Raw genomic sequence first — 19,890 nt, forward strand, 5'->3', positions numbered from 1 at the left:
CCCGTACCTCCCAGCCAACCCGCAGCGCCCCGGCCAGCACCGCCACCGCAAGCGCCGCCTCGCGCAGCTCCGCGCCGGCTCGCACCGCCCCGGCAAGCGCACCTTCCTCCACGTCCGGCGCCTCGGCGACGGCCCCCTCCACCACGACGACCACCACCACGGTCGTCGTCGAAGAGGAGCCCGAAGCTGAGCCCGAGCCGGTCGCCGAAATCGAAAGCAGCGCGGAAGTCTCCGAAGTCACCGAAGTCGAAACCCCGGCTGAGTCCGAGGTTGAGGCCGACGCCGACATCGACCCGGAGACCATCCAGGAGTTCGAGGAAGACTTCACCGTCAAGGAGCTCAAGGAGCAGCTTCGTGCCCTCGACCTTCCGGTCAGCGGCACCAAGTCGGAGCTCATTGAGCGCCTGCTTCAGGCTCAAGCTCAGGCCGAGAGTTGACGTCTCACTCGGCCCGCGCCTCGGAATTGCCATGAACGACGCCTCGCGCGCCACACTCGCCCGGCTCCTCACCACCTACTCGGTGAGGACCGGGCATTTCCGTCTGGCCAGCGGCCAGACAAGCTCGGTCTATGTCGACGTCAAAGCCACCTCGCTCACCGGCGAGGGCGGCTGGCTCATCGGCCAGGCCCTCTTCGAGGCCGCGCTCGAGCTTGATCCGGCGCCGGCGGCCATCGGCGGGCTGACCCTGGGCGCCGACCCCCTGGTCACAGCCACCTCGATCGCCGCGCACCAGGCCGGCCACACCCTGGACGCGATCATCGTGCGCAAGGCCCCCAAGGCCCACGGCACCGAGCGCTACCTGGAACATCCCCCCACCCTGACCCAGGGCTCGCCGGTGGTCGCCGTCGATGACGTCGTCACCAGCGGCGCGTCCACCCTCCAGGCCATCGACGCGCTGCGCGCCGCAGGCTTTAAGGTCGAGCACGCGCTCACCGTCGTCGACCGGCAGGCCGGCGGACGCGAGGCCCTGGCCGACATCGGCGTCACCCTTCACGCCCTCTTCTCCATCGATGAGCTCACAGGACATTAAGCCTTGGAACGCAGCCATTACCTGACCGCCCCCGACGGAACCCAGATCTGGTATGGAACCGTCGGCCGCGGCCCCGCCCTTGTCCTCTGCGATGGCCTGGCCTGCGACGGCTTTATCTGGCCCTACGTCATCGACCGCTTCATCGACGACTTCACCATCGTGCGCTGGCACTACCGCGGCCACGGCGCGAGCTCGGTGCCGAAACATCCCGAAAAGATCAGCCTCGACCAGATGTGCGACGACCTGGCGCTCGTCCTCGACGCCCTCGAGATCGACCAGGCCATCCTGGCCGGACACTCGATGGGCGTGCAGGTGATCCTCAACTTCTGTGAGACGCACCAGGAGCGGGTGCGGGCGCTCATCCCCATCTGCGGAAGTTACAAACACCCCCTGGACACCTTCCACGGATCCGACCTGATGCGCCGCGTACTTCCCTACCTGCGCCGCGCGGTCGACTCCGCCCCGCAGGCCATCCAGCGCACCTGGGAGACCGTGCTCCCTCGCCAGATCTGGTACAAAGTTGCCGTGCAGGCCGCCGAGGTCAACGGCCAGCTGCTGCGCCAGCAAGACTTCCTTCCCTACCTGGAACATGCCTCGCGCATGGATCTGAACTTCTTCCTCTCTCTGCTCTCGGCCCTCTCCCTGCACTCGGCCGAAGAGCTCCTGAGCGAGATCGCGGTGCCCGCGCTGGTCATCGCCGGTGAGAACGACACCTTCACCCCGATGTACCGCTCCGTGGAGATGAGCGAGATGCTCCCCAATAGCCAGCTCGTCGTCGTGCCCCAGGGCACCCACGTCGCGCCGCTGGAGATGCCCGACCTGGTCAACGAGGCCATGGAAACCTTCCTCATCAAGCACGGCCTGCTCGCGCCCCCCGCACACACAACGAGCCCGGCGCAACGTGCGCCGAGCTCGTCCTAATCGCGCCTTTGCAGGCTCCCGCTTAGCCGATCTGCAGGCGGAAGAGCTGCTGCCCCATCAGGATCAAATCGCCGTTGGCCAGCTGCCGCTGCCCGCGGATCTTAATGTACGTGCCGTTGCTACTCCCAAGGTCGCGCAGATAAACGCGGTCCTGGTCGCGGTAGATGCGCGCGTGTTTGCCAGAGACAAACCCGTCGTCCCGAAACAGGATCGTGCCGATCTCACGCCCCAGGGTGACCTCGCTGGTGTGCACCTCGTAGGCGCGGGTCTCCACCTCCGGCCCGCCGATCAGCGCCAGCCTTCCCCACACGCCGCGATCGGGGCTTCCCTGGCGTTTGACCTCCGCGTCGTCGCCCTTCCAGTCCGTCGGAAGCGCGTCGAGCTTATCGGCCATCTCAAAGCGCAAAAGCTCCTGGCCGACACGAATCATATCACCGTGCTCAAGCTCCACATCGTCGCGCAGCCGCCAGAAGACGCCGTTGATGCTGTCAAGATCGCGCAGCATCACCCGCCCGCTCTCGTAGCTCAGCGCGGCGTGCTCCGGCGAGAGGAAGGGATCGTTGGCGAGCACCTCATGCTCGCTCTTACGCCCGAGCGTCACACCCTTGCTCGTGAGCTCGATGCGCGCGCCCTCGGAGCCGTCCGGACGAATCACCGTCAGCTCGCCGAGCCGACGCGCCTCCTCGTCGGGCTCGCTCGTCGCAGGACGAGGACCACCGGTAAGTGTCGTCTCCTTGACCGAGGGCTCGGTCACCGTCTGCTGCAACGAGCCCCCGCACGCCCCGCAAAACTTAAAGCCCCCGGGCACCGCCGCGCCGCAATGCGGGCAGTCCATCGTGTCGGGCTGAGCTTTCGGCTTCGGCGCCTCCAGCGCTGAGCCACATCCCAGACAGAACTTAAACTCGTCCTCGTTCTCCCGACCACAGCTCTTACAAATGATCACCGGCGGCTCCCTTAAAATACGTCGCGAATCAGGCTTGGAAACAGGCTCGATTTTCTAACAAGGAAGCCCGCCCCACGCAACAACGTCGGTGACATCGCCTCCGGGCCGAACGCTGGTCCGAGGCGCCGGCGGTGCACACCATTGCGAGTGCCTCGCTGCGTGCTACCTTGAAGTGGCGCCACCACCTGGTCCTTTTGCCTCTCGGGAGACGCCCCATGATGCGTACACCCAACCTCGGCCTCATTGCTTCCTGTCTGTTGATCTTCGCGCTGTTCTCGGGCTGCGCCTCGACCCCGGATGTCGGCGTACGTGACGACTACCGCAGCGCAAAAGTACGCTCGGTGGCCGTGGTGCCCTTCTACGCGTCCGGAACCTTTGGGATGCCCTCGGCCAACTTTGAGCCCCTTCGTCTGGCGTATCAGGCCCAGGCGATGGCCTGGCTCGAAGAGATGGGCTTCGAGGTCATCGCCCCCGACGCCCTGGAGCGCCATCTTCGCGAACGCGAGCTCTGGGAGGTCTTTGACGAAGGCGTCGCCCTGCGCGGCTCGCTCCATCGCTACTTTGAGCCGGTGGACGACCAACCCGAGCCCCGCGTCGAAGTGCTCACGCTGCGAACCCTGGCCGAGCAAGACGCCCTTCCCGCGGACACGCTGCTCGTCGGGCAGATCGTCTACCACAGCCGCGGCACCTGCCGTCAGTCGCCGGAGAGCTTCACCCGCTACGCGCGCACCTCCAGCACCGCCGACGCCCCCACTGGCTTTCCTCGCCCCTGCGTCGTCAGTCATTTTCAGGCCAAACTGATCGACGCTCGCACCGGACACACGATGTGGTTCAACCGGATGTACCGGGAGTTCTACAGCCGTCAGCTCAACGAAGATATCACTCGCCGCAACATCATTCACACCGTCGCCGACACCCTGGGCGATGGATCCGGCCTTACCGATCTTCTGGCCAATGACACAGCGCCGAGCTCCGAGGCCAGCGCCGCCCGCCCCGACTGACTCAGCCGCGCCCTACCATAATACGCCCCAGGGGCTGAATCGTCAGCGCCGGGTCCAGCTCCTGGTAGGCCAGCACCACCGCATTCGGGATCTCCATCGCGACCAGACGTTTGAGGTAGCGCCGAACCCGCTGATCGGTGAGCAGAATCGGGACACGCGCCCCCTCCACATCCCCGCTGACCTGGGCGCGCACCGCCCCGAGAATCTCCTGGATATCCTCGGGCGCCAGCGTCAGGAAGCTGCCCCGCTCCCCGATGTGGATCGCGCTCTTGATGACCTCCTCGATCTCCCGATCCACCAGATACACCAAAACGCTGCCCTCCCCGCCGGAGTACTTATGGGTGATGTACGCGCTCAGCCCCGCGCGGACCTCCTCGGTGAGTTTGACCGGGTTCTTCTCGCTGCGCGCCCGGTCGGCCAGCACCTCCAGGATCGTCGGCAGGTTGCGCAACGAGATCCCCTCCTCGGCCAACCTCTTTAAGATCTCGGTCAGCTCCTGCAACCCCAGCTGCCGGGGCACCACCTCGGGGACCAGCGCTGGATAGGGCCCTTCGAGCTGGTCGAGCATCCCGCGCACTCCCTGCAGCGTCACAAAACGATGCGCGTGAGCCTTGATCGCCGCGCTCATCTTCAAGAGCACATAGTCGGCGCAATCCCAGACCTGATAGCCGGCCTCCTCCAGCCGCTCGCGCGCCTGGGCCGGCGCCCAGCACGCCGGCTGACCACTGACCGGATGGCGCGCCGCACGGGCCTCAATGCCAAACACCGCCACCCCCTCGGGATCATCGGCCACCATTACCTCGTCGAGAGGCACCTCAGCGCGCTCCACCGGGATCTCATCGAGCAGCACCGCCAGCGCGCTGCCGTGCCCATTGCCCACCCGTATGCGCACCCCGGGCACCTTGACCCCCGTCTCAAAAAAGATGCCCTCGCGCATCGCCGGAATCATCTCCCGCAGCCAGCGCTCGCGCTCCTCCCCCATCGCCTCGGCCAGCGCCGATCCCAGCTCCACGGTGAGCGGTGTCACCGCCGGGATCATCGCCCGGGCCTGTCGCGCCCCCTGCTCGGCCTCACGCTCAATCGAGGCCACCTCCCGGGCCTCATCTTCGCTCAGACCATCGCCGCTCCCCTGCGAGCGCTGCAGCGCGTAGGAGACCGCCCCGACCGCGCCGCCCAGCGCCAGAAAAGGCACCACCGGCAGCCCCGGGATCATCGCCAGCGCGATCAACAGCGCCGCCGCAATCGCCAGGGCCTTGGGCTGCTCCAGCAGCTGCGAGAAGATATCGCCGCCCAGGTGTGCCCCCTCATCATCGCTGGCCACCCGCGTGACGATGATCCCCGCAGTCGTGGCGATCAAGAGCGCCGGAATCTGGCTGACCAAACCGTCGCCAATCGTCAGAAGCGTATAGACCTGTGCGGCCTCGCCAGCCGACATCTCCAGCTGCATCACTCCAATAATCATCCCGGCCACAATGTTGATCGCCGTCATGATGATGCCGGCGATCGCGTCCCCTTTGACAAACTTCATCGCCCCGTCCATCGCCCCGTAGAGCTGGCTCTCCCTCTGCACCAGCGCGCGCCGGCGGCGCGCCTCATCCAGATCAAAAGCCCCGGCACGAAGATCGGCATCGATCGACATCTGCTTGCCCGGCATCGCATCCAGCGTAAAGCGCGCCGCCACCTCCGAGACCCGCTCCGAGCCTTTGGCGATCACCAGAAACTGAATCAAGGTGAGGATCAAAAAGATCACCGCCCCCACCACGAAGTTGCCCTGCACCACAAAATCCCCGAACGCCGCGATCACCTCCCCGGCATCGGCATGCAGGAGAATCAGCCGCGTCGACGAGACGTTGAGCGCCAGGCGAAACAAGGTGGTGATGAGCAAAATCGACGGAAACGCCGCAATCTTCAGCGCGCTTGGGATGTAGAGGCTCACCATCAGGAGCGTCACCGCCAGCGCGATGTTCAACGCCAGCAACAAGTCCAGCACCAGCGTGGGCAAGGGCACGATCATCATGCCGATGATCCCGATGACCAGCCCCGCCAGAAACACATCGCTGTAGCGCTTTAACCACCGCTCCATTCCCATCATCGTCTGTCCCTCAACGCAGTCTCGATCCGGCCCGGCCGGCGCCCGGTGCGCCCGGCCCACCCTCTATTGTCGTCGGCCGCGCCGAAGTTTTGCCTCGAAGGCAAAAAAAAACGCCTCCCCGAGATGGGGAGGCGTCTTTCACTCTGCTCGAACCCGACCCTCCACGAGGGCCGGGCGATACCGAGCCCGAACTTAGAACGAGTCGGACCAGTTGAACTCGCAGAAGCCTTCTTCACCGCAGAAGGAGCCGTCTTCGCAGCCACCGGTCGGATCTTCCTCGGTCACTTCGCAGCTCGGGGTGCAGAAGCCGAAGGGATGGCAAACATCGCCTTCTTCTTCACAGGTCGGGGTCTCAGCGTCCGGGTCACATTCGGCAATGTTGCAGGTACCGAAGAAGACCACTTCGCCTTCGATCTCAGCCGAGAGGGTCGGCAGGCAGGAGACGCCGTCAGCCGGGGTGCGCGGGCAGTCTTCAACCGCCAGGCAGCCCATCTCGCAGATCCCGCCAGCTTCGGCGGTGTTGACGCACAGACCCATCTCGCCGCCACAGTTGACGTCGTTACGCACGCCACCGGCCTGGAGGCCCGCCGCGTCACACTGCGCGATGCAGAAACCACCTTCCACAGGGGTCTCGTCCTGAAGCTCGGTCACGCAGAAGCCGCTGTAGACGCTGCCGTTGCAGTCTTCGTCGGCCGCGCACTCGCTGGCCACCGGCGCGGCTTCACAGCCACACTGGTTTTCGTAGATGTCCGCACCCAGCGTGGAGTTGTAGAGGGCGAGCTCGGAGCACACGAACGCTTTACCAGCGGCACCGCCGCAACCGTCGGCAGCAAGCTGCTCGGCATCGGCTTCGAACTGCTCACAGGCCGCTTCGCTGGCTTCGGCTTCCGCCAGGCAGCCCGCGGTGATTTCCACCGGCTGGCCGTCCGGGCCCTGAAGGGTCAGGCCGTTGATGCAGGACTCGATCTCGGCGTCGCGAAGGGTGACACCTTCACCGATGTCGCCGGCGTTCTCGCACTGCTCGTCGATGCAACCGCCAAACTGAGCTTCGCAGTAGCTCTCGCAGACCACCTGCGCATCACAGGCGTTGGGATCGGGATCGGGATTGGGCTCTTCGCCACCTTCACGGCAGACGCGGGCTTCGCCCGAGCCACGGCAGACTTCGCCTTCGACGGTGCAGTCGGTATCTTCGCTGCACTGGGTGTAGCACTGCGCCTCATTGTCGCCGATCAGAAGGTAGGCCTCACCGTCGTCACAACGGCTCTCCGGCTCGTCTTCACCACAGCCCACGCCGAACGCCATGAACATCGTGGCCAGACCGGCCAGGATGCCATTGCGCAACATGTTCTTCTTCTTGCTCGTCATCACTACTCTCTCCTCAAACCATTACGGGTTGCGTTGCGTGCCCGGCCTTAACAAGCGCTGTTCAGGGTAGCGGCTCGTCGGTGTTCGGGCACTTCGGCTAAGCCCTCCACCAAGAGGACGCGGCCAACACGTGATTCTTAGCCAAAGCCGGGATCAGCGGAAACACATGCAACAACAAAGGGTTGTTGGCGGGCAGCGCAACCTGCTCCGATCCAATAGCTCGCCAGAAACGTACCGACGTACCTTACGAATATGACCTTCTGTGTCAAGAACGTGTCGCAGCGTGTCATACACGCTCAGCGAAAGGGCATCACCGCGTCTGCGGGCCGATGCGCAAAATGGGCCGGATCGTCCCGGGCAGGCTCTGAACTCAAATGCGAGACGGCCGCCTCCACGCATCGGCGCAGCCAGGCCCCCACACTTCGACGTCGGCTCTGCTGCGCCACCTCGGCGGCCACTCGTGTCCACTCCGCGGTCGGCTCATCGCCCTCCCCGGCCGAGGGAACCGGCGCCTGCTCGAGCTCATAGGCACCCTGCAGGGCCATCTCAATCGCGCCGATCATCTCCGCGGCCGAGCCAAAACGCGAGTCCGGACGCTTCTCCAGGGTGCGCATGATCACCGCCTCAAAGCCGCCGGAGAGCCCCGGGTTGAGCTGGCGCGGACGATCCGGCGCATGACGCGCGTGGGCCTCCATCAGCTCGCGCACCTCCATTCCCTCAAAGGGTCGCCGACCACAGGCCGCCTCATAGAGCATTACTCCCAGGCTGTAGATGTCGCTGGCCAGGCACACCTCATCCGGGTTCACCACCTCTTCCGGCGAGATGTAGGCGGCGGTGCCCACGATCTTGGTGCGCTCGCTCTCGCTCAAGGGATCTTCGATAAATCGCGCCACGCCAAAGTCGATGATCTTGGCGGTGTAGCGCCCCTCGATCTGTGCGATCATCACGTTGGCCGGCTTCATGTCGCGATGCACCACCCCCTGGCGATGCGCCGCGGTCAGCCCGCGCAACACATCGACAAAGACACACCCGAGCGTTGCCTCATCGAGCTGCTCACTGTGCAGCGCCCGCCAGTGCTCCAGAGTGTGCCCGTCGATGTACTCCATCACGAAAGCCAGCGTGTCGCCGTCTTCAATAATCTCGTGAAAACGCGCGACGTTGGGGTGCTGCATGCGCATCATGATGCGCGCTTCCTGATAGAACTTCAGGCGCTTGGTCGCGTCGGCCACCAGGTGAGGGTGCAGCACTTTGATCGCCACCGGTTCAAAACGGTCGCGGCGACGCGCCTTATAGACGTAGCTCGTCGCCCCGCTCCCGGCAAAACCGGTGATGACGTAGGGGCCAAAATGCTGGCCGTAGCTTAGCGTGGCCTGGGGCTGCGAAGCCGGCGCTGCGGGCGCGCGGCGGATATGGCTGGTCATGACACCCTCCCTGGTGCACTTCAGGTGGAGCCCCCTTCCCTGGGAGCTCCTGTCCGAAGTGTTACAGAGGGTCGGGAGGTGTCAAAAAATCTCTCAGCTCTCGTGGAAGGGCTTGAGCGAGTCGGCCCGGTTGGGCACCCGCAACTTCTCGAGCGCCTTGGCCTCGATCTGGCGGATGCGCTCGCGGGTCAGGTTGAAGTCCTGCCCGACCTCTTCGAGCGTGTGATCGCTCTTCTCGCCAATACCAAAGCGCATGCGAAGGATCTTCTCCTCGCGCGGGGTCAGCGTGGCGAGCAGCTCCAGAGTCTGCTCGCGGAGGTTGCGCGTCTCGGCCTCATCCATCGGGCTGGGCGAGTTGATATCTTCGATGAAGTCGCTCAGCTGGCTGTCTTCGTCATCGCCGACCGGCGTCTCCAGGCTCACCGGATGACGCGAGATCTTCATCGCGCGTCGCACCGCCTCGACCGACATCTCCAGCTTCTCGGCGATCTCTTCGGCCTCGGGCTCCCGACCTAACTCCTGCTCCAGCTGACGCGAGGTACGCAAGATGCGGTTGATGGTCTCAATCAGGTGCACCGGAATGCGGATCGTGCGCGCCTGGTCTGCGATGGCGCGCGTGATCGCCTGACGAATCCACCAGGTCGCGTACGTCGAGAACTTATGGCCTCGCTGGTACTCAAACTTCTCGACCGCGCGCATCAAACCGATGTTGCCCTCCTGAATCAGATCCAGGAAGTGCATGCCGCGGTTGACGTACTTTTTGGCAATGGAGACCACCAGGCGCAGGTTCGCCCGAATCATCTCGCTCTTGCCGCGTTCAGCGCGGCGCTCCCCACGCTCGATCTCACGCACCGTCTGGCGCAAGACCGCCTGCGTCATGCCCAGCTCGTGCTCAATGCTGTCGATGATGGCCACCGACTGCTCCAACGCCTGATCCATCTCGGCGGCGATCGAGGCGTGAATGCGCTCTTTGTTGAAGTCGGGCCGATCGCCGGCGCGGTAGAGCTCTCGCCAGGCGTCCATCTTCTCGCGGCGCACCCCGGCGCGCTGAGCGTAGCGGTGCAGACGGCGCTCACAGCGGTCGATGTTGTCGACCGCGCTCTTAAAGTTGTCGACGATCTCGTGAATAAAGCGCTGCGAGAGCAAACACCCCTCGACGGCCTTCACCATCCGGGTGTGCGCGCGCTTGCGGGCCTGCTCGGCCTTCTTGATTGCCTCGCCATCGCCCTTCTCCTGAGCGCGGACCAGCTCGGCATCTTTGCGCTCCAGGGCTCGCCAGGCGCGCCGCAACTTATCAAAGCGCTCAAAGACCTCGGGAGCCACCGGCGCGTCACTGTCGTCACCGCTGGGCTCGTACTCGTCGAATACCTCTCGCGCTCGTGCCGTACCGGCGCGAAGGCGATCGGGCACCGCCAGGATCATCTCGATGGCCGCCGGCGTGTTCACCAGCACCTCAAAGACGATCTCGCGGCCCGCCTCGATCTCCTTGGCCACCGCGACCTCGCCCTCCCGGGTAAGCAGGCTGACCTGGCCGATGCCGCGCAGGTACATCTTCACCGGATCCAGGTCGCGAAAATCTTCGACCGACTGGGTCCGCTTGCGTTCGGTTCGCTTCTGCCGCCGCTGGGCGATGAAGTCGTCCTCGGTTTCGCTCATCGTGTCCCCGCGCCTGGCATTGGAGGCCTGTTCGAGATTGGTCATGGTAGCAGCCCTTGCGTTCGACAGACTCAGAAGAGTACCCGCTCCACACCGAGCCGGCCCTCAGAACTCATGCACATCTTATACCAACAACAGATGTTGATTTTGGATGGCCGTTTCGCTAGCCACAGCACGAACTTAGGGGCCACAGCGACGAAACATGGTGGCGAGCGGGATGCGGAGCAACCTTTCACCTATCGGGGGTTTGCTACTCCACTTCACCCGAAGCGCTGAGGATCGTTGACCCCGCTATGAAATCTTTTCATAGATCGGGCGCAGAGCGCAGCGCCTCACCGGGCTCAACGCATAGCTCGGGACGCTTCTTCCCCCCGCAGAATGTCGACATAACAGCTCCGCCGCCCGGAGCCGGGCGGCCCTCAGGGTAGCACCAACTCAGCGCCGCGCGCGGTTGATGTCCGCGAGCACCGCCAGCGACTCGACCTCGCGGCGCATCTGGGAGAGCACCCGCCGGCGGCGCTGCTCGCGCTCCTCGGCGATGCGACGCCCCGCCTCCGAGACCTCTTCGTGACGACGGCGTTCCCGCGCGAGCTCCTCGCGCAACGCCTCGATCTCCTGCTCCAGCCGCAGCGTCTCTTCGGCGTCGACCTCCCCGCCGGCGGCGAGCTGTGCGCGCGCCTGCTGGAGCTCCTCACCAAGCGCGTCGCGCTCGTCTTCGAGCGCGCGCTGCGCTGTAAGCAAGCGCTGCTCCTCCACGTGCTGCGACTCCCGGGCCTGCTGCAACGCATGCTGCGCCTCGGCCAACTCCCGGCGGGCCTCGGTCAGCTCCGCCAGCAGCTCCTCATCGGCACTCACCACGCTGCCGGCAGGCCCGGCCACCGAACCCGACAGCCGCGCCGCACCGCCCCGCTCCAACTGGCGACGCGCCCCGGCGATCGTGAACATCTCGACGTAGAGAAGCTCTTTGATCTCCAGCAGATGCTCGATGTCGTGGCGCTGATAGACCCGCTGACCGCTCTTGGTCTTCTCCGGCTCCAGAGTGTCGAACTCCGTCTCCCAGTAGCGCAGCACATAGGGCTCGACATCGAGCAGCTTGGCGACCTCACCGATCTTAAAATAGGTCTTCTCAGGCAGCTCAATCATCGCCGGCGAGGTCTTTTCGGAGGGCTGGGTCATCGGGTCGGTGCTCATCTAATAGTCAGCGAAGTGGGATGGCGAGTCTCGTCACGACACTCAATCGATCAACGTTTGCCGTTGATCGAATCCTTGAGCACCTGACTGACTTTAAATCGCAGCACGCGACGCTCCGGGATCACAATCTCAATCCCCGTGCGCGGGTTACGCCCCACGCGCTCGCCCTTCTCCCGAACCTCAAACTTGCCAAAACCGCTGACCTTGATCTCCTCGCCCTCCTCCAGGGTCTCTTTCATGACCTCGAAGATGGTGTCGACGTAATCCGACGCCTCGCGTTTGGTGATCCCGACCTTCTCGTAGACGGTGTCGACAATATCCGCTTTGGTAATCGTCATCTTCTTACAACTCCTCACATCGATACGCAGGAAACTCGAACAGCGGGCCGGTTTGTAGTCGGCGCAGGCGCAGCGCGCAACCCCAGATCAGCCGCGCGCGCACTCCTCGGGAGAACCCCATCCGAGACAACAAAATCACAAGACGGAGCCCAGTCTAAGACAAGGCCCCGTCTTAGGAAACACGATTTTTGTGACTTATCGCAGACGGGCCCCGGCCTGCGACTCCACCGCGGCCAGAAGCGCGTTGTCGGCCGCCTCGATCTCGGCCTCGGTCAGCGTGCGATCGGGGGCGCGGTAGGTCACCTTGATGGCGAGACTGCGCTTGCCCTCGGGGATGGGCTGGCCCGTGTAAATGTCGAAGAGTGCCACGCTCTCAAAGAGCTCCCCGAAGGCGGCGTCGCTGTCACAAAGCCCCTCGATCGCCTCTTCCAGGCGCGCGTAGGCGACCTCGTTATCGGCCACCAGCGCGAAGTCGCGTACCACCGCCGGAAAGCGCGCCGACGCGCTGAAGGTGCGCCGGGGGGCTCCCTCTGCGATCAACGTCTCCAGGTCGACCTCCGCCACGAAGATCGGCTGGTCGCTTCCCTCTTTGGAGGCGACAGCCGGATGCAGCTGACCGATGAAGGCAACCGGCTGATTGCCCACAGTCCACACCGCCTGAACACCGGGGTGAAGGTAAGTCTCGTCGACCTGAGGCTTGCTCCAGGTGGCGTCGGTCGCATCAAAAGCCTGCCCCAACGCCTCGACCATGCCCTTGAGGTCAAAGAAGTCCCAACTCGCCTCGCCACTCCAGTGGGTGCGCTTGCGCCCGGTCAACGCGACGCCCAGGGTGCGGCGCTCCTCGGTCATAAAGTAGCGACGTCCCACCTCGAAGATCGCCACGTCCTGACGCCGCTGCGCCCGGTTGACTTTGAGGTTGTTGAGCAGGCTGGGGATGAGGGTGGTTCGCATCAACGCCTGGTCCTGCACCAGCGGGTTGGCCACCCTCGGGGCAAGTCGCCGGGAGTCGTCTTCATCGAAACGCAGCCGATCGAGATCGCCCTCTCCCATAAAGCTGTAGTTCACCGCCTCGCGCAGCCCCTGGCTCAGCAGAAGATCGCGTACCCAGCCGAGCGCGCGGCGCTCCGCCCGCGAGACGATCGTGCCCCGCTCCGCGTCGTTCTGAAGCTGGTGCGCATGCCCCATCAGGGCCCGGGGAAGGGTCGCTTCGATCTTCTCGAAGCCGTGCAGACGCGCGATCTCTTCAACGAGGTCGATCCCGCGCTCCAGATCCGGTCGGTAGGTCGGCACGCTGAAGCGCCAGCCCTCGCCCTGGTCTTCCACAGCCTCCACGCCGACGCTCTTAAGGTAGGTGAGCACCTGGTCGGGCGCGATATCGGTGCCCAGCACCTGGTTGGCGCGATCTTTCGCCAGCGCAATCGCTGGCGTTGCCTCCACGCCTGGCCCCTCGTCGAGGATGCCCGTGCGAACCTGAGGCGCGTCGCCCTCCAGGTGCGACTGCGCCTGAAGCAGCAGCGCGACGGCCTCGCGCAGGTTGTCGACGATCGCCCCGGGATCGATGCCCCGCTCATAGCGATGGCTCGACTCCGAGTGCAGCCCGTGACGCTTCGCCGTGACGCGCACCGAGCGTGGGTCGAAGTAGGCGCACTCCAGCAAAATGCGGGTGGTCGCCTCGGTAACTTCACTCTCGGCACCCCCCATCACGCCGGCGATCGCGACCGGGCGCGACGCATCGGCGATCACAAGATCGCCCTCATCGAGCTTGTAGGTCTTATGATCGATAGCCTCGATGGACTCGCCGGCGGTGGCGCGTCGCACGATGATCTGCTGGCCTTCGAGCGTGTCGAGATCAAAGGCGTGCAGCGGTTGCCCCAGATCCATGAGCACGTAGTTGGTCACGTCGACGATGTTGTTGACGCTGCGCATCCCCAGCGCTGCCAGACGCTGACGAAGCCAGAGGGGGCTGGCGCCCACCTTGACGCCCTCCAGCACGGCGGCGGTGTAGCGCGGGCAGCCCTCGACATCGACAACTTCAAGAGCGGCGGCCTCCTCGATCCCCTCGCCAGCGCCCTCCCAGGCCGGCGCGCTCTCTTGAAGGCGCTCCGCGCGCAGAGTGCGTCCGTAAAGCGCTGCGACCTCACGCGCCACGCCGCGGTGGCTGAGGCAATCGGGACGGTTGGGCGTCAGACCGATGTGCAGCACCACGTCTTTGAGGCCCAACGCCTCAAAGATCGGCTTTCCGACCGGGAGGCTGCGGTCGAGGAGCATCAGCCCCTCGCTCTCGCTGGCGAGATCGAGCTCCTCCTCGCTGCACAACATCCCGGCCGAGGGTACGCCCATCACCTTGCGAGCGCCGATGGCAAAGTCGATACCCGGCGGCTCCGCCCCGGGGAGCGCCACCGGCACGAAGTCGCCCGCCTTCATGTTTTTGGCGCCGCACACGATCTGGCGCAGCTCTCCCTCCCCGGCGTCGACCTTACACACCACCAGCCGGTCGGCTTTGGGGTGCTCCTCGATCGCGTCGATGCGGCCGACCACGATCTTCTCCTGGCCCTCCCCGATGCGCTCGACCTCTTCGACCTCCAGGCCGGCAAGGGTCAGGCGAGAGGCCAGCTCGTCGGCGTCCAGATCTTCGATTTCCACCCACTGATTGAGCCAGTTCAAGCTCACTTTCATCGTCTACTCGTCGTTCAAAAGGTCTTGTGTTGGCGCGCCTGCAAAGGGCACTCGGCTCAGAACTGCTCCAGGAAGCGAAGGTCGTTCTCGTAGAAGAGCCGGATGTCATTGACGCCCAGCTTGAGCATCGCAACCCGCTCCACGCCGAGCCCGAACGCAAACCCGCTGTAGCGCTGCGGGTCGATGCCCGAGGCCTCCAGCACATTGGGATCGACCATGCCTGAGCCCAGGATCTCCAACCAGCCGGTGTGGCTGCACACCCGGCAGCCCTCGCCGCGGCAGAAGATGCAGCCCACATCGACCTCCGCGCTCGGCTCGGTGAAGGGGAAGAAGCTCGGGCGCAGGCGAATCGGCGTGCCCTCCCCGAAGCAGCGCTCGGCAAAGAGCTGCAGCGTCCCTTTGAGATCCCCAAAGGTGACATGCTCGTCGATCAAGAGTCCCTCGATCTGGTGGAAGACCGGGCTGTGCGTGATATCGCTGTCGCAGCGGTACACCCGCCCCGGTGAGATCACGCGAATGGGAAGATCGTAGGCCTGCATCGTGCGCACCTGCACCGGCGAGGTGTGTGTGCGCAGTAGCCGCTGGTCGTCGAGCATGAAGGTGTCTTGCATGTCGCGCGCGGGGTGATCCGGCGGGAAGTTCAGCGCCTCGAAGTTGAAGTAGTCCGACTCGATCTCGGGGCCTTCGGCCACTTCAAAGCCCATCTCTTCAAAGATGCCAATGAGCTCCTGCTCGATCTGGCGCAAGGGGTGCCCCATCGAGGCATTGAGCTTGCGCGCAGGCAACGTGATATCGACGGCCTCGTCGCGCATCTTGCGCTCGAGCTCCTCGTTGGCCAGCGCGCGCATCCGCGCCTCAAAAGCCTCTTCGATGGCGGTCTTGCAGGCGTTGGAGGCCTGACCGGCCACCCGGCGCGCCTCATGAGGCAGATCCCGCAGCACCTTCATCAGCTCCTGCACATCGCCCTTGCGACCCAGGTAGCGGTTCTTGATCTGAATGGCGTCCTCTTTCCGAGGTGCAACGGCCAGCTCTTCGACGGCCTGCCCGGCCAGCTCTTCGAGCTTGTTGCTGAGCTCTTCCACGTTCATCGCGCCCTATCCTTTTGCTTCGCGTCGATCGTTATCCTGCGGCATTCACCGCCAAGAAAAAACAAACGCCCCGATCGCCTCATCCTGACTGATGATTCGAAACGGGGCGTCACTCAACCTGCAGCGCTTCTAAGAGCGCCGCGATCAGTTCGAGGCGTTCTTCGCCGCGCTGACCACTTGAGCGAACCCGGCCGAGTCAAACACGGCCATATCCGCCAGGACCTTGCGGTCCAGCTCCACGCCGGCGCGCTTAAGACCACCGATCAGCGCGCTGTAGCTCATGCCATTCTGGCGAGCGGCGGCGTTGATGCGGGTGATCCACAGGCGACGGAACTGGCGCTTGCGCTGGCGACGATCGCGGTACGCATAGACCCAGGAGCGGTGAAGGGTCTCTTTGGCGTTCTTGAACAGACGACGGCGACCGCCGACGAAACCTTTGGCCGCGCGCAAAACCTTCTTGCGACGACGACGCGCTTTAAAACCTCTTTTGACGCGTGGCATAGCTCTTCCTCATGGTGTGGGGGCAACCCAGATCCGAAACCGAACCCGAGCGCATACGCAGGTGTCTTAACCTTCGCCAATAAGCTTCTTGACGCGAGGCTCGTCCGCCGGGTGGATGTACCCGTCTTTGCGGAGCTGACGCTTACGCTTGCTGCTCTTCTTGGTCAGGATGTGGGCGCGGAAGCCGCGGCGGTACTTCACTTTACCGCTCTTGGTCATCTTGAAGCGTTTGGCGGCTCCGCGATGCGTTTTCATCTTCGACATATCAATCTCCTGGACAGATGGCGCGTCGACTGTCGACGCGCTCAAAAGCTCCCTTTGAAAGGGCGCATACAGCTACCTGAATGAAATCGGTCTGGCAACCCTCAATTTGCGAGCGGCCTCCTCACCCAGGCATCGCAAGGGCCGTGCGCGTTGCGCCCTCATAAAAAAACGCCGGACGGAATGTCCGGCGCTCTTCAACTTCTCGGGCGCTCAAGGGCTCAGCTGACGCTGACGTTCTTCGGGGTGAGGAAGAGCGTCATGTTGCGGCCTTCCATTCGAGCGCTCTGCTCGATCTGGGCGGCATCGGCCAGCTCCTCGGCCGCGCGCTGAAGCATGGTGCGCGCGATCTCGGGGTGGGTGATCTCGCGGCCGCGGAACATCACGGTCAGTTTGACCTTGTTGTTCTCTTCGAGGAAGCGGCGAGCACGACGAAGCTTGGTCTGGAAGTCGTGCTCGTCCGTCTTCGGACGGAACTTGACCTCTTTAAGCTCGACGCGCGAGGACTTCTTACGAGCCTCAGCGGTGCGCTTCTTCTGCTGATACTTGAACTTACCGTAGTCCATGATCCGCACGACCGGCGGGCGCGCCTGAGGGGCGACCTCCACCAGATCCAGGCCGAAACTCTCAGCCTTTTCCAGCGCGTCGTCCGAGCTCATGATACCCAGCTGCTCGCCATCGGGATCGATCACACGCACTTCAGGAGCGCGAATGCGACGATTAATCTTCGGTTCTTTATCCGCCATGGACCTCGATCAAAGCTCTAAGCGGGGGTCGTTGTTGCCGTGGCTCCAAAAACCCCATCTAAATGCCAGAGCAGCCCCCTAACGCTCAATGCGAGGGAGCCGCCAGCCTGTATTTCTCAGTTGTCATTTCGGCCCGAAGGTTCGCTCGAGGCGCTACGTTCTGGGTTTCGATGATATAGGCGCGGGCGGGATTGAACCGCCGACCCCTTCCGTGTCAGGGAAGTGCTCTCCCACTGAGCTACGCGCCTTTGATGGGATGTTCTGTGTGCTATGTTGCTGCGGTGTTTTTCACCGCCGCGGCACGATTCGGTTTGTAGCCCTGCCCCCCCGGAGTGTCAACAGATTTTTCATTCTTTTTTTCCCCGCCTCACGTCAATCTGGCACATCACCGTCAAAACCTTCGCCAGTTCAACACCTTAGACACCTCAAGCCCGACGATCCACAATCCTGCCCGCCGGAGTGGTCAGGATCCCCCCTCGGCGCGGGGCTTGCCTCTTAAGGTCGGTCCTATAATAAGGTGGTACGATGCATAGCACCCGGGAGATCATCGATGTTTGACGACATACTCAAAGCTGCGGCCCGCGCTGGAAAGGAGCGCGGGGAGTTGCCTGCCCCTACTCGACGTTTTCTGTGTCAGGTGTGGCCGACCCTGGTGGGAGAGGAGCTCACCCACCTCTGCGAACCGCTGGGCCTCTTCGATGGCACGTTGCGCGTCGCCGTACGCCATCCTTCACTCGCCGATGAGTGGCGCCGGCGACCGCTGGCCCTTCTGCGCCGGGTGCAACGCTACGCACCCTGGCCTGTGGAGCGCATTGAGATCGAGCTCGATGAGCGTGCAGGCCACCCCCTGCCTCCGCCGCCCAGAGAGGTCGTGGAGGCCTTTGAGCGTGGCGACGTACAGATCATGGAGGAAGACCTCGACGATGAGATGAAGCGTCTGATCGCATCGATTGAGAGGTTGCGACGCGAGCGCGGCTCCGGCTGAACACCATGGCGCGACAGACGCCGCGCGGGCGCGCCGCACCTTGCGACCTCGCCCGACATTAGGTAAGGACGAGCCGCATTGATCCGCAGGCGGTTCACGTTTTGGCGCAATGGGCGCCCTACCCCCCGGGTCTTTTTGACGAGAAAGAGGAACATGCTGACGACCGCTGAACATACTTTTGACGACTTCTACCTCAGCGATGAGATGCGTCGTGCTCTCGACGCCATCGGCTACACCCGCCCGACCAAAGCGCAGGTGGCCGCCATTCCTCTTATCCTCGCCGGAATCGACCTGATCCTGCAGTCGCAGACCGGCTCCGGAAAGACGGCCGCCTTCGGCATCCCCATGATCGAGATGCTGGAGCCGGTCCCCGGGCGTATCGACGTGCTGGTGCTCGCTCCGACCCGTGAGCTCGCGCAGCAGGTCTGCAATGAGTTTGAGCGCCTGGGGCAGTTCAAACGCGTCAAGGCCACCGCGATCTACGGCGGCACGTCTTACGAGCGCCAGTACGAAGAGCTGGAGAAGTCCTCCATCGTCGTGGCCACTCCGGGTCGTCTTATTGACCTGTGCGAGCGCGGCAAAATCGACCTGAGCCAGCTCCGCCTGCTCTGCCTCGATGAAGCCGACGAGATGCTCTCGATGGGCTTTCGCGACGACATTGAAGCGATCATGGCGTACCTGCCCGAAGAGCGTCAGAGCCTGCTCTTCTCGGCGACGATCACCGATGAGATCAAAGCCCTGGGTAACAAGACGCTCTTCTACCCGGAGAACGTGCTGCTCTCGACCGACTCGGTCGCCTCGGTGGACGTGGCGCATTACTACTATCCGGTCCGTGGCGTGGGCCGCCCCCGCGACCTGATCAAAGTGCTGGAGTACGAGGAGCCGGACAGCGCGATCATCTTTGCGAACACCAAGGATGATACCTTCATGGTGACCTCCTTTCTGAAGCGTCACGGCTACCGCGCCGACGTGCTCAACGGCGATCTTCCGCAGAAAGAGCGCGAGAAGACGCTGGCGGCGCTGCGCGATGGCAAGATCGACTACATCGTCGCCACCGACGTGGCCGCGCGCGGCATCGACATCTCGGACTTAAGCCACGTGATCAACTTCGTGCTCCCGGACTCAGCCGAGGTTTATATTCACCGCACCGGTCGTACCGGCCGCGCCGGCAAAAAGGGCAAGGCGATTAGCCTCATCGCGCCCAACGAGGTCGCGACCTTCTTCCAGGTGCGCAAGATGTACTCGGTGAACCTCATCGAGCAGAGCCTGCCCACGCCGGTGGAGATCATGAAGGCGCGCCAGCGTCGCGGGCTCACCCGCATCGCCACTCAGCTGGAGAGCCGCAAAGATCTTCCCTACGGCGCGCATATGGGCATCGCCGAGATCCTTCTCAATGAGGGGTCCGAGGGAAGCGAGCTCGATCCGGTGCGCACCGTGGCGCGACTTCTGGCGATCGCCGAGCGTGTGCAAAAGGGTGCTCCCCTCAGCGCGGCCGTGGAAGCGGCAGCGCCCGCAGCGCCCGCGGTGACGACCGAAGCTCCGAAGGCTGAAGTGAAGAAGGCCGAAGCTCCGAAGGCTGAAGAGAAGAAGGCCGAAGCTCCGAAGACTGAAGTGAAGAAGGCCGAAGCTCCGAAGGCTGAAGAGAAGAAGGCCGAAGCTCCGAAGGTCGAGGAGAA

The 19,890-nt window shown here is 64.0% G+C and carries 18 protein-coding genes, 1 tRNA gene and 1 pseudogene; 6 read left to right on the top strand and 14 right to left on the bottom strand.

The features are described 5' to 3' along the window. From FRC96_RS17305 to FRC96_RS17315, 3 genes are all read left to right on the top strand, one after another. A partial coding sequence (locus FRC96_RS17305) for an SAP domain-containing protein (RefSeq protein ID WP_146976298.1) occupies positions 1-437 on the top strand: 437 nt, incomplete at its 5' end. 31 nt (positions 438-468) lie between these two features. Next, positions 469-1,029, top strand: coding sequence for an orotate phosphoribosyltransferase (gene pyrE, locus FRC96_RS17310; protein ID WP_146976300.1), 561 nt, complete (start codon positions 469-471; stop codon positions 1,027-1,029). Positions 1,030-1,032: 3 nt separating this feature from the next. Beyond that, positions 1,033-1,950, top strand: coding sequence for an alpha/beta fold hydrolase (locus tag FRC96_RS17315; protein ID WP_146976301.1), 918 nt, complete (start codon positions 1,033-1,035; stop codon positions 1,948-1,950). Positions 1,951-1,972: 22 nt separating this feature from the next. On the opposite strand, the gene FRC96_RS17320 is transcribed toward FRC96_RS17315, so the two are convergent. Beyond that, positions 1,973-2,893 carry an FHA domain-containing protein gene (locus FRC96_RS17320; protein ID WP_146976303.1) on the bottom strand — a complete coding sequence of 307 codons (921 nt, stop codon included), beginning with the start codon at positions 2,891-2,893 and terminating at the stop codon, positions 1,973-1,975. A gap of 215 nt (positions 2,894-3,108) precedes the next feature. Here FRC96_RS17320 and FRC96_RS17325 point away from each other — a divergent pair, with 215 nt between their 5' ends. After that, positions 3,109-3,894 (top strand): hypothetical protein, encoded by a 786-nt coding sequence (locus FRC96_RS17325; protein WP_146976305.1) that lies wholly within the window; start codon positions 3,109-3,111, stop codon positions 3,892-3,894. 1 nt (position 3,895) lies between these two features. Here FRC96_RS17325 and sctV read toward each other — a convergent pair whose 3' ends face one another. The 13 genes and pseudogenes from sctV to FRC96_RS17385 all read right to left on the bottom strand — a co-directional run bounded on the left by sctV (position 3,896) and on the right by FRC96_RS17385 (position 17,477). Beyond that, complete coding sequence (gene sctV, locus FRC96_RS17330; RefSeq protein ID WP_146976307.1) at positions 3,896-5,986, bottom strand: type III secretion system export apparatus subunit SctV; 2,091 nt, start codon at positions 5,984-5,986, stop codon at positions 3,896-3,898. 192 nt (positions 5,987-6,178) lie between these two features. After that, positions 6,179-7,351: a hypothetical protein gene (locus FRC96_RS17335; RefSeq protein WP_146976309.1), complete on the bottom strand. Its 1,173-nt coding sequence runs from the start codon at positions 7,349-7,351 to the stop codon at positions 6,179-6,181. 296 nt (positions 7,352-7,647) lie between these two features. Beyond that, positions 7,648-8,772 (bottom strand): serine/threonine protein kinase, encoded by a 1,125-nt coding sequence (locus tag FRC96_RS17340; protein ID WP_146976311.1) that lies wholly within the window; start codon positions 8,770-8,772, stop codon positions 7,648-7,650. Between the two features lie 93 nt (positions 8,773-8,865). Continuing rightward, complete coding sequence (rpoD, locus tag FRC96_RS22700) at positions 8,866-10,194, bottom strand: RNA polymerase sigma factor RpoD (protein WP_434006981.1); 1,329 nt, start codon at positions 10,192-10,194, stop codon at positions 8,866-8,868. A gap of 87 nt (positions 10,195-10,281) precedes the next feature. Next, a pseudogene (locus FRC96_RS22890) lies at positions 10,282-10,473 on the bottom strand (sigma-70 factor domain-containing protein); the annotation flags it as partial. Between the two features lie 390 nt (positions 10,474-10,863). Next, positions 10,864-11,619, bottom strand: a complete 756-nt coding sequence (locus FRC96_RS17350; RefSeq protein ID WP_230470391.1) for a MerR family transcriptional regulator — start codon at positions 11,617-11,619, stop codon at positions 10,864-10,866. Between the two features lie 50 nt (positions 11,620-11,669). Further along, positions 11,670-11,951, bottom strand: coding sequence for an integration host factor subunit alpha (locus FRC96_RS17355; protein WP_115603581.1), 282 nt, complete (start codon positions 11,949-11,951; stop codon positions 11,670-11,672). Between the two features lie 201 nt (positions 11,952-12,152). Further along, a complete protein-coding gene (gene pheT / locus FRC96_RS17360) occupies positions 12,153-14,633 on the bottom strand; it encodes a phenylalanine--tRNA ligase subunit beta (protein ID WP_146976314.1) in 2,481 nt (826 codons plus the stop codon). A 56-nt stretch (positions 14,634-14,689) separates the two neighbouring features. Then, positions 14,690-15,721 carry a phenylalanine--tRNA ligase subunit alpha gene (gene pheS, locus FRC96_RS17365; protein WP_146976315.1) on the bottom strand — a complete coding sequence of 344 codons (1,032 nt, stop codon included), beginning with the start codon at positions 15,719-15,721 and terminating at the stop codon, positions 14,690-14,692. A gap of 144 nt (positions 15,722-15,865) precedes the next feature. Continuing rightward, the gene (rplT, locus tag FRC96_RS17370) at positions 15,866-16,222 is read right to left on the bottom strand and encodes a 50S ribosomal protein L20 (RefSeq protein ID WP_115603121.1); all 357 of its coding nucleotides are present in this window, start codon (positions 16,220-16,222) and stop codon (positions 15,866-15,868) included. Between the two features lie 66 nt (positions 16,223-16,288). Next, on the bottom strand, positions 16,289-16,486 hold the full coding sequence (gene rpmI, locus FRC96_RS17375) for a 50S ribosomal protein L35 (protein WP_146976317.1): 198 nt from the start codon (positions 16,484-16,486) through the stop codon (positions 16,289-16,291). 218 nt (positions 16,487-16,704) lie between these two features. Continuing rightward, positions 16,705-17,229, bottom strand: coding sequence for a translation initiation factor IF-3 (gene infC / locus FRC96_RS17380; protein ID WP_146976318.1), 525 nt, complete (start codon positions 17,227-17,229; stop codon positions 16,705-16,707). A 176-nt stretch (positions 17,230-17,405) separates the two neighbouring features. Next, positions 17,406-17,477, bottom strand: a tRNA-Val gene (locus FRC96_RS17385). 302 nt (positions 17,478-17,779) lie between these two features. Between FRC96_RS17385 and FRC96_RS17390 the strand changes: the two genes are divergently transcribed. Together FRC96_RS17390 and FRC96_RS17395 are read left to right on the top strand one after the other, a co-directional pair. Next, entirely contained in the window at positions 17,780-18,214 is a 435-nt protein-coding gene (locus FRC96_RS17390; protein ID WP_146976320.1) for a DciA family protein, read from the top strand. Between the two features lie 153 nt (positions 18,215-18,367). Next, positions 18,368-19,890 (top strand): DEAD/DEAH box helicase (locus FRC96_RS17395; protein ID WP_146976321.1); only part of this gene is annotated, 1,523 nt, incomplete at its 3' end.

Source organism: Lujinxingia vulgaris (assembly GCF_007997005.1).
GTDB lineage: Bacteria > Myxococcota_A > Bradymonadia > Bradymonadales > Bradymonadaceae > Lujinxingia.

Bases quoted from the DNA above. Each gene is read 5' to 3' on its own strand.
- pyrE (WP_146976300.1), top strand. From the start codon at position 469: ATGAACGACGCCTCGCGCGCCACACTCGCCCGGCTCCTCACCACCTAC.
- FRC96_RS17325 (WP_146976305.1), top strand. From the start codon at position 3,109: ATGATGCGTACACCCAACCTCGGCCTCATTGCTTCCTGTCTGTTGATC.
- sctV (WP_146976307.1), bottom strand. From the start codon at position 5,986: ATGATGGGAATGGAGCGGTGGTTAAAGCGCTACAGCGATGTGTTTCTG.
- FRC96_RS17335 (WP_146976309.1), bottom strand. From the start codon at position 7,351: ATGACGAGCAAGAAGAAGAACATGTTGCGCAATGGCATCCTGGCCGGT.
- FRC96_RS17340 (WP_146976311.1), bottom strand. From the start codon at position 8,772: ATGACCAGCCATATCCGCCGCGCGCCCGCAGCGCCGGCTTCGCAGCCC.
- rpoD (WP_434006981.1), bottom strand. From the start codon at position 10,194: ATGATCCTGGCGGTGCCCGATCGCCTTCGCGCCGGTACGGCACGAGCG.
- FRC96_RS17350 (WP_230470391.1), bottom strand. From the start codon at position 11,619: ATGAGCACCGACCCGATGACCCAGCCCTCCGAAAAGACCTCGCCGGCG.
- pheT (WP_146976314.1), bottom strand. From the start codon at position 14,633: ATGAAAGTGAGCTTGAACTGGCTCAATCAGTGGGTGGAAATCGAAGAT.
- pheS (WP_146976315.1), bottom strand. From the start codon at position 15,721: ATGAACGTGGAAGAGCTCAGCAACAAGCTCGAAGAGCTGGCCGGGCAG.
- rplT (WP_115603121.1), bottom strand. From the start codon at position 16,222: ATGCCACGCGTCAAAAGAGGTTTTAAAGCGCGTCGTCGTCGCAAGAAG.
- rpmI (WP_146976317.1), bottom strand. From the start codon at position 16,486: ATGTCGAAGATGAAAACGCATCGCGGAGCCGCCAAACGCTTCAAGATG.
- infC (WP_146976318.1), bottom strand. From the start codon at position 17,229: ATGGCGGATAAAGAACCGAAGATTAATCGTCGCATTCGCGCTCCTGAA.
- FRC96_RS17390 (WP_146976320.1), top strand. From the start codon at position 17,780: ATGTTTGACGACATACTCAAAGCTGCGGCCCGCGCTGGAAAGGAGCGC.